The organism is Microbulbifer sp. SE14 (assembly GCF_059834885.1).
The window spans coordinates 1-10968 of sequence record NZ_JCBAJA010000054.1; the positions used below are offsets into that span (position 1 = coordinate 1).

The following is a 10968-nucleotide window of genomic DNA, read 5'->3' on the forward strand; positions in this document are numbered from 1 at the left end:
GCGCACACGCGGGTCAGCGCGGCAGTCAGGGTGGTTTTACCGTGGTCAACGTGACCGATGGTGCCCACGTTTACGTGGGGCTTGGAACGTTCAAACTTTTCTTTTGCCATTGCAGCCTCCTAATATAGGTGCGCAGACCGCCACCTACGTCCAGAACAGGCGCATCCGATCCCCGACAAATCCGGACCCCGGATACAAATAGCCGCAGAGGCACCTGCCCCTGCGGCCATAAAAAATGGAGCTCATGGGCGGATTTGAACCGCCGACCTCACCCTTACCAAGGGTGTGCTCTACCCCTGAGCTACATGAGCTTACTACTGCCAAACTCGAACACCCCAGAGGGCGCCGATTCGACAAGCGGACATCTCGACCGCTCACCTCGCCGCAACCAGCATCCTGGCAACGACTCATCCCACCTGGCCCCACACTCAGTATGGAGCGGGCAGCGGGAATCGAACCCGCATCATCAGCTTGGAAGGCTGAGGTTCTACCATTGAACTATGCCCGCAGGATCAAGCCCGCATGCGGGAACCTCCAGGCAAAAGGCCTCCACCTTCCGCCTTCGACACCCTCCGGCCTCGCGACCTTCCGGCATCTCAATATGGTGCAGGGGGGTGGATTCGAACCACCGAAGCTTGCGCGTCAGATTTACAGTCTGATCCCTTTGGCCACTCGGGAACCCCTGCTCAAAGCGGCGTGTATTCTCTACACCGGCCGCCGCGCTGTCAACAATTTTTCCTTCAAATTCACACACTTATCTGCGGAACCTAAAGTGCTACAGCGCCGGGACAAAATGGAGCTGGCGAGAGGAGTCGAACCCCCGACCGGCTGATTACAAGTCAGCTGCTCTACCAACTGAGCTACGCCAGCCCTGTCCCTCACCACGGAAACTTCAGTTGCCTCCGTAAGTGGAGGCGGGATTCTAGGGGATGTTCTGCCGACAAGCAACAGTAAATTGGGGACTCGGGAAAGTGTACCGAACTCTGACGCGAAGGCCCTGGCGCCGGTGGCCGTTCGGGAAATGTTTGCCGATGAGGCTGTTGAGCGAACGGCCACCGGCGCCAGGGCCGCCACGAAGATTGCTTGCGGGATGCCCGGGCCTCAGCAGCGAGCACTCACTCGCCGCTCACCTCGCTGCACAGGTTCTGGCGCCGATCCAGGTCCGGGTACTCCAGCCGCAACTGCGCCCAGAAATCCTCCGCCAGTCCCTCGGCGGCGCCCGGCGACAGCACTATCCAGCGCTCCCGGTAGGTCTCGGGCTCCTCGCGGCTGCGGGCGTCGATACCGCGCTCCCGCAGCTCCGCCGCCAGGGACCGGGCGCGTTCCAGCTCGGAGAATATGCCGAAGGAGATGCCATTTGTCAGTGACCCCTTGGGAATCACGTAGCTGTCGACCCCGGCCGCCTGCAGCTCGCGCAACTTGTTGAAGGCCTCGCGCTTGGATCCGAGCGGGGCCAGGAAGACCCAATAACGCATTTGCCCCGGCATCTCTATCTCGCGCAGGCCGGCCTCCACCTGCAGGGCCTGCAGCCGCTCCACTATGTCCCGGCCCTGGTATTCCTCCTCGAAGGGACCCAGCAGGGTACACAGCTGTTCCGCAGCTTCCGGTTTCCGCTCCCGGGGCTTCGGCTTTACCGGTTCAGCAACGGCCCGCAATTGATCCCGCGGCACCTCGCGCACCAGCCGGATCGGCTCCCCCTCCTCCACCGCCGGCCGCGCAGCGGTATCTGCTGGCGCCACGGCGGGACGGCCGGCAGTCTGGAACCAGGCGAAGAGGCCGATATTGGCCAGCAGCAGAGCGATAACTATCCAGCGCATAAGGTCTTGCAGATCGATTCAGGGCCTTGTGTTCAGGGCAATGTATTCAGGGATTGCTGAGCGCCAGCCCGTCCAGCACCAGATCCGGCACCAGTTGGTGCGGCCTGCCGCACAGGGAGGACAACAGGGGGCCGTCACCACCGGTCAGCCACAGCAGCGGTTTCGACCCACCCCCGCGGCGCAGCTCATGCAGGGCGCACTCCATCGCCCCCAGCACCATCAGCGGCAGGCCGCGGTTGACCGCGTCAATGGTATCCCGCCCCGGCGCCAGGGACATGCCCGGCACCAGCGCCCGGGCCACCTTGACCGCATCCGTGTCCCGGTACAGCGCCCGGTGCATCAGGTCGAGCCCCGGCACTATATAGCCCCCGAGGTGACGGCCACCATTATCCAGCAAGTCCAGGGTCACTGCGCTGCCACAGTCCACAATCAGCGCGGCGCGGGGGTCCTTGTCGTGGGCGGCGAGCACCGCCAGCCAGCGGTCCACCCCCAGGCGCCCGGTATCGCGGTAGCCGCAGGCAACCCCGGCACAGCGGGACTCGACCCGGGCGAATTCCACCGGTAGATCAAACACTCGGCGCACGCCGGCCGCCAGGGCCTCGGCGACCGCCACTCCGGCCACATTGGCCGCGCGCACCCGCCGGGGGCGCAGATGCGTCCACTCCGCGGGCAGATTGCCGAGACACAGGTCGGAGGTGGACAAGCTGCCGCGGGCGGGGATCCCACTGCCGTCCAGCAGCCGCCACTTGCCACGGGTGTTGCCGAGGTCCAGCTCCAGAATCACCCCTCCCCCCCCCGCAGAGAGACTTCGCCGCCGTGAAACGGCCTGCGCTCGCCGTCCATATCCAGGATCAGCGCACCGGACTCGTCCACGCCAGCGGCGATACCGCACCAGTCGCGACTGGCGGACACCAGCCGCACCGGGCGACCGGCAAACTGGTCCAGCGCCAGCCAGCCCTCCCGGTAGGCGCCGAATCCCCGCTCGGGATAGCTGTGCAACAGCGGCAGCAGCTGGTTCAGCATCGCCGCCGCAAGCCGGTTGCGGTCTACGCCGGGACGCACACTGTTGAGGTCTATCCAGGGCTGGTCTATGGCGGCGGCGCTGTCGCCGCGCAGGCCTACATTCAGCCCTATGCCCACCACCACCGCACAGCGGTCGGTCAGGTCACCGGAGAGCTCCAGCAGCACGCCGGCCAGCTTGCGCCCGCGACACCAGATGTCGTTGGGCCACTTGAGGCGCACATCGGGCACCTGGAATTCCTCCAGCGCTCGCGCCAGGGCCACACCCACCGCCAGGCTCAAGCCCTCCAGCAGCTGCACACCGCCGCTGAACTGCCAGCCGATGGACAGGCTGATGCCGCCACTGAAGGGGCTGACCCAGCTGCGCCCGCGGCGCCCGCGACCGGCGATCTGGCGCTCGGCAAACATGGCCACGCCGTGGCCGCGGCCCTGTTCCAGGCGGCCGAGCAGCTGCGCATTGGTGGAATCCACCTCGTCGCGCAGGAGCAGCTTCTGCAACAGCCCGCGGGCTGCGGGCTCCAACCCGGCCTCAATCGTCTCCGCCGACAGCAGGTCCAGGCCGCCGGGCAGGCGGTAGCCGCGCCCCTTGACCGACTCCAGCCGCAGGCCGTAGTGCGTGAGCTTCTGCAGCTGCTTCCACACGGCGGCGCGGCTCACCCCCAGGGCGGCTCCGAGGGACTCGCCGGAGTGCACCTCGCCGTCGGCGAGCAGGTTCAGCACCGGGCGCAGCTGCCGCAGCGGGCTTTTGACATTGGGGTTTTGCAATTTCAACTTCTCAAATAGCGGCGAAAGTAGCGCTTGCCGAGGCTGGTCAGTATCTCGTAGCCGATGGTGCCGGCGTAGCCTGCCACCTCGTCCACTGTCAGCTGTTCATTCAGCACCTCAATGGACTGCAGCGATTCGCGCTCGGCGTCGCTCAGGGCGCTGATATCGAAGGTGGTGGAATCCATCGACACCCGCCCGATCATCGGCAGGCGCCGGCCGCAGGCCCAGCCACAGCCGCGGCCGCCCTGGGCGCGCAGTATACCGTCGGCGTAGCCGCCGCGCGCCACCGCCAGCCAACTGCCCGACGCCACCCCCTGGGTGGCGCCGTAGCCGACCACGCAGTCGCTGCTGACATGGCGCTTCTGCACTATCGGCAGGCTTAGTTTCACCACCGCGCGCATCGGATTGGGCGCACCGGGCACCGGGTTGACGCCGTAGAGGGCGGAGCCGGGCCTGGCGATATCGAAGTGATACTCCTCGCCGAGGAAGATGCCCGACGAGTTGGCGAGGCTGAGCCGCACCTCCGGGCACAGTGCCCGCAATCGCTCGCCGGCGCTTTTGAAATTGTGCAGCTGGATCCCGTTCTGCGGATGATCCGGCTCGTCGGCACAGGCCAGGTGACTCAGCAGCAGGCGGATATCCGCTGCCCGCAACAGTGCGCGGTCTGCGAGCAACAGTTCGAAATCCTCCGGCGTCATGCCCAGGCGGGTCATGCCGGAATCCATCTTGACCGCGCAGGGGGCGGCAATGCCCGCTTCGTCGCAGATGGCCACCCAGTCGCGCAGCTGCTGCAGGGTAAACAGGGTCGGCAGCAGGCCGGCGCGGGCGCAGTCCAGTTCACAGCCGGGGCGCACGCCGGTCAGCACCACTATGCGGACATCTTCACCCAGTTGCTTGCGCAGCCTCTCCCCCTCGGCCTGGGTGGCGACGAAGAAATCCCGGCAACCGCGCCGGTGCAGTGCCGGCGCCACCTCCGCCATGCCCAGGCCGTAGGCGTCCGCCTTGACCACGGCGCCACAGCGGCTGCCGGGGGCCAGGCGGTTGCGGAGACCCTGGTAGTTTTCCCCTATCGCCTGCAGGTCAATCGACAACAATCCCTCACGCGCATCGGCTCCCGCGCTGCATTCCGTATTCATCATTCATCATTCCGCATTCAAGAGGCTCTCCCGGCGCAAGGCGCGGACGCCGAAGGCGACGGACAGCCCCACCAGTAGCAGGCACACCAGCGAGCCCGCCAGCACCAGCGGCAGGGAGACAGAGTCCCCCACCAGCAATGCCTTGAGCCACTGCTGCTGCGCCACCAGGGGTACCAGCTGCCAGAAGCCGCTCTCCAGGTCGACCCCGGACACGTCCAGCACCACCAGCAGCATGGCCGGGGCTATCTGCAGTATGCTCAGTTGGGTCTGCGCATCCTTGAATGAATTGGAACGCAGCGCCAGCAGTATCTGCACCACCGCCACCAGCAGCGCCAGCGGCAACAGCAACAGGGCCATGGCGATCGCAGAGCCGGCGGTGGCGGCCTGCTGGATGCCCAGCTCCGCCAGCGGCATCGCCGGCATCAGCGCCACCAGCGCGGCTATCGCCAGCAGCGAACCCACCCAGCCGATACTGGCCACTGCCAGTATCTTGGCGACCACCAGTTGCCAGCCGGGCAACGGCTGCAGCAGCAGCGTCTCCAGGCTGAGGCGCTCGCGCTCCCCCGCGGAAGTGTCCACCGAGGTGGCGAGACTGGCGACAAACAGGGTCAGGATCAACAGTCCCGGCACCGCCGCCAGTATCATGGCACCGCGGCTGGACGGTGTGCTCACATCGCGCAGCTGCAGACTCCAGGGCGCCAGCAGCTGCGGTGCCACGCCGCGGGCGACGAGACGCTGGCCGACCACCAGTTGTTGCAGCCTGCCGAGGCGCTCCTGCAGGCGCCCCTGGGCGCGCCCGGCGGAGGTGGAGGCACTGTCCACATAGAGATACATCTTCGGTACGCGGAAAGACTCGTAGCCGTCGACAAAATCTTCTTCCAGCACCAGGACCAGATCGTAGCCGTCGGCGATCAGTTGCCGCGGCTCCCCCCCCGGCAGCACCTCCACTTCCAGGTTGTCGTCGCGCAGCTGCTGTTCCAGCAACGGCACCCTGTCGCCGCCCAGCAGGGCCAGGCGGGTGGACTCCTCGGTGCTCTTTTTTACCAGGAAAGTGGTGCCCGCAAACAGCATCACCGGAAACATCAGCGAGAAGCAGATCGCCATCCACAGGGCACGCCTGTCGCGCCAGGTCTCCAGCAGTTCCTTGCGGAGCAATGCCGACATCTGCGACGAGAATAACCTATCCATCAGCATCACGCCGGCTCCTTCTCTCTTTCCCTGTCGGCGGCAGTGCCATAAGCCAAGGCGACAAAGCTGTCTTCCAGGTTTTCACAGCCGGTGTGCGCCATCAGCTCCGACGGCGAACCGCCGCCGACGAGGCGCCCGCCGGCCATGACCAGCACCCGGTCCGACAGCTCGGAGACTTCCGACATCACATGGCTGGAAAACAATATGGTGGTTCCCCGCTCGCGCAGGCGCAGCAGGGTCCTGCGCAGCAGCCGCGCCGCCAGCACATCCAACCCCCTGGTGGGCTCGTCCAGAATCAGGTGCCGGGGGCTGTGCACCAGCGCCCGTGCCAGGGAGACTTTCATGCGTTCGCCCTGGGAGAAACCGCGGGTGCGGCGGTGCCATAAATCGTCCAGTTCCAGTTCCTCGCGCACCGACTGCAGGGCGCGTTCGAGCCCTTTCCCGGACAGTCCCTGCACACTGGCGAACAGCGACAAATATTCCGCGACAGTCAGCCGCTCGTAGAGCCCCTCGCGGTCGCCGACCACACCCAACTGCCGCCGCGCCGCCATCGGGTCCCGGGCCACGTCGACACCGCCCAGCTCCACCCGCCCCGCGTCCGCCCGCAGCAGGCCGGTGATGATGCGCAGGCAGGTGGTCTTGCCGGCGCCGTTGGCACCGAGCAGGGCGGTGATGCGGCCGTCGGGTACGGAAAAGCTCAGGCCCTCCAGCACCCGGCGGCCGGCAAACTGCTTGCTGACGGACTCCACGGCGATCATTGTCGAGCTCCCCGCTGCGCGGAACCTGTGTCTATACCCAGCGCCGGGCCGAAGGCATCGGCCATAAACGGCGGCCGCCGGATTTCCCTCACGCAGCGCTGGTCCAGCGGTTCCAGGGGCTCATCCAGGAAGCGCGCTATCAGGTCCGGGATGCAGCCGCGGCGGGAATTGATATGGCCACCGCCCGCCACCACCAGGTGCTGTTTGTTGGACAGGTAGTCCAGCTGCTGCTCGGCGTAGTAGGGCGGCGTGATCGGATCCGCCTCGCCGGAAATCAGCAGTACCGGCTGCTCCCGCGGCTCGGGCGTGCCGTAGGGCTTGGCCTTCACTGGCCAGGCCTTGCAGCCGCTCGCAAACAGGTCGAAGAAGGCCGAGCCGAGGAAGGAGTTCGCGCTGTCGACGGCCACCTCTTCCGCGCTGATGCGATTCAGTTCCTCGGCACAGGCCACGGAGAAGGTCAGTCCCATGGCCATGGTATCGACCTGATCCTGGAACAGGCCGGTGAGGCCGGACAGGGGCAGATAGTTGCCGCGGCCCGCCTGGTGTACCGCATAGGGTATCTGCGCAGCGGCGGCCGGATCGTAGAGGGCCCCGCGGATGGCGTTCGCCAGCACCCAGCGCTGCAAGGGATCGGAAACCGGGCCGCCGGTCAGCGGGTCGGGGAAATTCACCGCCTCTTCCCCACCCCAGCTGTCCAGCAGCCTGTCGAGTTCACTCTTCCAGTCGCCGAAGCCGGCGCACACCGGATCGCGCGCGCAGTCCTCCTGCAGCCGGCGCAGGGCGCGCTCGGCAGCGGTCGCGGTCAGGAACACCTTGGTACCGATCGGCGCCACGGCGTCCAGCACCAGCGCGCTCAGGGATTGGGGATACCACTGCTGGTAGAGCAGCGCCGTGCGCGTACCCCAGGAGCCGCCCCAGAGGGCGATGCGGTCGTGGCCGAGAGTGCGCCGCACCCATTCCAGGTCCTCGACCGTCTGGCGACTGCTGAGGGACTCGGCAAAGTCGGCGCGCTGCAGGTAGCAGTCCGCCAGTTGCCGGGAAAACTGCTGCAGGTCCGCCGGCATCTCGCGTTCGAAGCCGCAGTGAAAGGCGCCGGACCGGCCGGCGCCGCGGCGATCCACCATCACGATGGCGCGCTCGCGGTTGATCTTGCGGAAGGCATTCAGCAGCGGCGCCAGGTCACTCGCCGCCTGGCCCGGTCCGCCGGCGAGCAGGTAGAGGGGCTCGCGGCCGCGGTCGTTGACCGCTGGCGCCACCGTCACCGCCAGCGCACTCCCGGCAGCGCCTTCGCCAACGGCCAACTGATAACAGCGCAATGAATCACTCCAACCATCCAGGTAGCAGCGCTTGTAGGCGGGCTCATCCCCGGCCACCACGGACCCCGGCGGTCCAAATCCAACTGATAAAGCGGCCCCCAGCAGCAGCCGTCGCATCCATACCACGAGCAAATCTCTCTCTTAACTTACGAACCATGGAAAGAGCGCCAGTCTATCGAACTTTTGTCTGCTGTGTCGTCACCGCCACCACCCCACCACCGATAGCATTAGCGCGGCCGGTCGCGCAGTGGTAAGGTTTCGCTTCGCACTCCGGCTTTGCTTGCATCCATGAGCTTTTCAGATCGAGAAAAACAATTAATCCGCGCCGCCTTTGCCTGGGGTCAGATTACCCACAAGGAAGGCTATACCCTGTCGGACCTGGAAATAGAAAAATCAGTGCTCTTCCGCCGCCTGCTGGCCGGGCGCCCGCCGCTGGCCTTTCCCCCGCCCCTGCGCCACGGCTTCCCCTGGTACGAGGTGATCGAGGGCCGCGGTGAACATGTGGTCAACGCCTCCGAGGCCTCACCCGAGTGCAGTATCATCGCCCCCGGCAGCAGGCTTGGGGACACCTGTATCCTGATCGACGGCGCCTTCTGGCGCGTGGCACAGACAGTGCGCGAGCGGGAGGAGTACATCGTCGAGTGGGGGCAGTACCCGATCCAGTGGCGGCTGAAGAAGCACTGGGAAGTCAATTACGAGATGACCCAGCAACTGCACAGTTTCCGTAAGGAAAACCCCAACGCCGAGATCAATTTCGACAACCGCCCCGGCCAACGCGAGTACAGTGAGTTCCGCATAGACGACGAACAGACCGTCTGGCTGAGCGAGTGGCAGCTTAGCCGTATCGGCCTGTCGGGCTGGGTCTGGGTGGGCGCTCCGATGGAACTGGACAGCCGCATTGAACTGGCACCACTCTTCCGCGACCAGCAGGGCCCGCTGGTAATCGGCGAAGCGGGCAAGAAGCGCGGCGCCACTTGGCTGCGTATCGAGCAGGCCGGAGAGGAATTCCGCTTTATCAAACTCGGCGACAAGCTGGAGTACCAGTCCCTGATCACCGCCGCGGTCACCGAATTCGAAACCCTGCTGCACGGTGTGCAGGGGGAAGAGCTGAATGTGATGGACTGGCGCGACGGCCAGCCGCTGCGCCACTATGCAGTGCCCGCACAACTCGCCCCGCTGGAAGAGTTCGACTTGGGCGAGGAGAACTACGACCTGATGCCGGACAACGCCTACGAGCGTTGATCTACATCCGGATGCCACTAGGTCGGGGCTCCGATTCGGCCCCGCTATTGGTGGCCGTCCGGGAAGAAGCTTCATCGGCAAATATTTCCCGGACGGCCACCAGCAGCAGAACCTTGCATTGTGCCGGCCGCACGCTTAACTAATGCCACTCAATCCACATCCCTGCCGCGAGCGGCGCGCAGCAGGCGGAACCAGGCCTGCCGCGGCAGTTCCCTCTCCAGGGTGGCAACCCCGCTGCGCAGCCGCGCGATCCTGCCACTGCCCAACACCGGCACTATCTTCGCCGGGTGCTTCAGCAGCCACGCCAGGGCCAGTTGCTGAGGCTCCATGTCCAATTCCCTCGACAGCGCCTCCAGGCAGGCCTGTACGCGCCGGGCCGCCTCTGCGCCACCGGTAAACAGCTCGCCGCCGGCGAAGGGCGACCAGGCCATGGGAATCACCCGCTCGCGCTGACAGTAGTCCAGCTGGCCGTCAAACAGGGGCGCGCTGTGCAGCAGCGACACCTCTATCTGGTTAACCACGAGCGGTGCCGACAGGCGCGACTGCAGCAGCTGCACCTGGTGCGGCAGGAAGTTGGAGACGCCGATTGCGCGGACCTTTCCGTCGGCCACCAGCCTGTCCAGGGCACCGGCCAGCTCTTCGGCATCCATCAGCGGATCGGGGCGGTGTATCAACAGCAGATCCAGCCGGTCTATGCCCATGTTTTTCAGGCTCGACTCGGCGGCGAATGTAACGTGAGCGGCGCTGCTGTCGTAGTGGTTCAGGGCATAGCTGTTATTGCCACCCACCAATTTAATGCCGCACTTGGAGACAATCTCCATTTCCCCACGCAGTTCGGGTTTCAGCTTCAGTACCTCGCCGAACAGCTGCTCGCAGCGGTAATCGCCGTAAATATCCGCCAGGTCAAACGTGGTGACGCCTATCTGGAGCAGCTCCTCGAGTAACTCCAGCGTCTGCAGCGGCGTGTACTTCCAGTCCGCGAGGCGCCAGAGGCCCATGGCGATGCGCGACATGGAAAAGGTGTGGTCCAGGGAAGATTGGATTCGTTGCATATCAATAGACTTGTTGTTGAATAGGCTTTTGGTGTCAGCTGCCGTTGCCAATGCTTCAGTGACACCTTTGTTACTAACAGAATACATGGACAGAGCTGTGCATAACTATGGGATAGGTGTTCCAAACCACGAATTCATGCCGGTGGGCGTCGGGCGTGTAAAAAAACACCGCTCAAAATCCGCCCGCGAACTTTTCGGATGACATTTTCGTTACTAACAGAATACATGGATAGAGCTGTGTATAACTCTGGGATATCGCGGCTGAGGCCCGTGGTTGTGCGATCTGCGCCGGGCGCATAAAAAAACAGCGGCCAAGTTTCGGGCTGTTTATCGGGGATTTCTGTGGCACAAGCAAGTATTCGGCTGGAGTGCAGGCATTCCACTGCTATCGCGGCCATGGGCCGCTCCTGCAGAGACAGAGGTTTTTAAAAGCTTGTAGGAGCGGCCCATGGCCGCGACCGGAGTTTAAATCTGGCGGGGTGGTATCGGCGGGCTTTGGGTATCCATGTGCCGCAGCTCCTTCGGGCAGCCTTCGGCTGTCCAAATCGGCAGTCCCGCCGATTTGTCACAAAGGTGTTCGGCACCAAGTCGTCGCCAGGCTTCTAAACAAAAAAAAGGGCCACCCGTTTGGGTGGCCCTTTCTTTATTTAGAAGCCTGACGATGACCTACTCTC

Annotated in this window: 10 protein-coding genes and 4 tRNA genes; 1 reads left to right on the forward strand and 13 read right to left on the reverse strand. The window is 64.9% G+C overall.

Annotated features, from left to right (window positions below; genetic code table 11):
* From AC6R19_RS22325 to AC6R19_RS22380, 12 genes are all read right to left on the reverse strand, one after another.
* Window positions 1-110: GTP-binding protein (locus AC6R19_RS22325; RefSeq protein ID WP_211218377.1), on the reverse strand; the 110-nt coding region annotated here is incomplete at its 3' end.
* 126 nt (window positions 111-236) lie between these two features.
* Window positions 237-311: transfer RNA gene (locus AC6R19_RS22330), tRNA-Thr, on the reverse strand.
* 123 nt (window positions 312-434) lie between these two features.
* Window positions 435-508: transfer RNA gene (locus tag AC6R19_RS22335), tRNA-Gly, on the reverse strand.
* Between the two features lie 94 nt (window positions 509-602).
* Window positions 603-686: transfer RNA gene (locus AC6R19_RS22340), tRNA-Tyr, on the reverse strand.
* A 108-nt stretch (window positions 687-794) separates the two neighbouring features.
* Window positions 795-870: transfer RNA gene (locus AC6R19_RS22345), tRNA-Thr, on the reverse strand.
* 245 nt (window positions 871-1115) lie between these two features.
* A complete protein-coding gene (locus AC6R19_RS22350; RefSeq protein WP_500582084.1) occupies window positions 1116-1817 on the reverse strand; it encodes an SPOR domain-containing protein in 702 nt (233 codons plus the stop codon).
* A gap of 46 nt (window positions 1818-1863) precedes the next feature.
* Window positions 1864-2601 (reverse strand): type III pantothenate kinase, encoded by a 738-nt coding sequence (locus tag AC6R19_RS22355; RefSeq protein ID WP_500582085.1) that lies wholly within the window; start codon window positions 2599-2601, stop codon window positions 1864-1866.
* On the reverse strand, window positions 2598-3602 hold the full coding sequence (birA, locus tag AC6R19_RS22360; protein WP_500582086.1) for a bifunctional biotin--[acetyl-CoA-carboxylase] ligase/biotin operon repressor BirA: 1005 nt from the start codon (window positions 3600-3602) through the stop codon (window positions 2598-2600). Before birA ends, AC6R19_RS22355 begins: the two co-directional genes overlap by 4 nt.
* A gap of 2 nt (window positions 3603-3604) precedes the next feature.
* Window positions 3605-4741: an alanine racemase gene (gene alr / locus AC6R19_RS22365; protein ID WP_500582087.1), complete on the reverse strand. Its 1137-nt coding sequence runs from the start codon at window positions 4739-4741 to the stop codon at window positions 3605-3607.
* Between the two features lie 3 nt (window positions 4742-4744).
* Entirely contained in the window at window positions 4745-5926 is a 1182-nt protein-coding gene (locus AC6R19_RS22370; protein WP_500582088.1) for an ABC transporter permease, read from the reverse strand.
* A 5-nt stretch (window positions 5927-5931) separates the two neighbouring features.
* The gene (locus AC6R19_RS22375; RefSeq protein WP_500582089.1) at window positions 5932-6684 is read right to left on the reverse strand and encodes an ABC transporter ATP-binding protein; all 753 of its coding nucleotides are present in this window, start codon (window positions 6682-6684) and stop codon (window positions 5932-5934) included.
* Window positions 6681-8057, reverse strand: coding sequence for an alpha/beta fold hydrolase (locus AC6R19_RS22380; RefSeq protein ID WP_500582090.1), 1377 nt, complete (start codon window positions 8055-8057; stop codon window positions 6681-6683). Before AC6R19_RS22380 ends, AC6R19_RS22375 begins: the two co-directional genes overlap by 4 nt.
* Window positions 8058-8288: 231 nt before the next feature.
* On the opposite strand from AC6R19_RS22380, the gene AC6R19_RS22385 reads away from it, so the two are divergent.
* On the forward strand, window positions 8289-9242 hold the full coding sequence (locus tag AC6R19_RS22385; RefSeq protein WP_500582091.1) for a hypothetical protein: 954 nt from the start codon (window positions 8289-8291) through the stop codon (window positions 9240-9242).
* Between the two features lie 149 nt (window positions 9243-9391).
* Here the strand turns inward: AC6R19_RS22385 and AC6R19_RS22390 are convergent, their stop codons facing one another.
* Window positions 9392-10294, reverse strand: a complete 903-nt coding sequence (locus AC6R19_RS22390; RefSeq protein ID WP_500582092.1) for an aldo/keto reductase — start codon at window positions 10292-10294, stop codon at window positions 9392-9394.
* Between the last annotated feature and the right edge of the window lie 674 nt (window positions 10295-10968).

Coding starts and splice junctions, on each gene's coding strand:
- alr (WP_500582087.1), bottom strand. CDS start 4,741: ATGATGAATACGGAATGCAGCGCGGGAGCCGATGCGCGTGAGGGATTG.
- AC6R19_RS22390 (WP_500582092.1), bottom strand. CDS start 10,294: ATGCAACGAATCCAATCTTCCCTGGACCACACCTTTTCCATGTCGCGC.
- AC6R19_RS22350 (WP_500582084.1), bottom strand. CDS start 1,817: ATGCGCTGGATAGTTATCGCTCTGCTGCTGGCCAATATCGGCCTCTTC.
- AC6R19_RS22370 (WP_500582088.1), bottom strand. CDS start 5,926: ATGGATAGGTTATTCTCGTCGCAGATGTCGGCATTGCTCCGCAAGGAA.
- AC6R19_RS22375 (WP_500582089.1), bottom strand. CDS start 6,684: ATGATCGCCGTGGAGTCCGTCAGCAAGCAGTTTGCCGGCCGCCGGGTG.
- AC6R19_RS22385 (WP_500582091.1), top strand. CDS start 8,289: ATGAGCTTTTCAGATCGAGAAAAACAATTAATCCGCGCCGCCTTTGCC.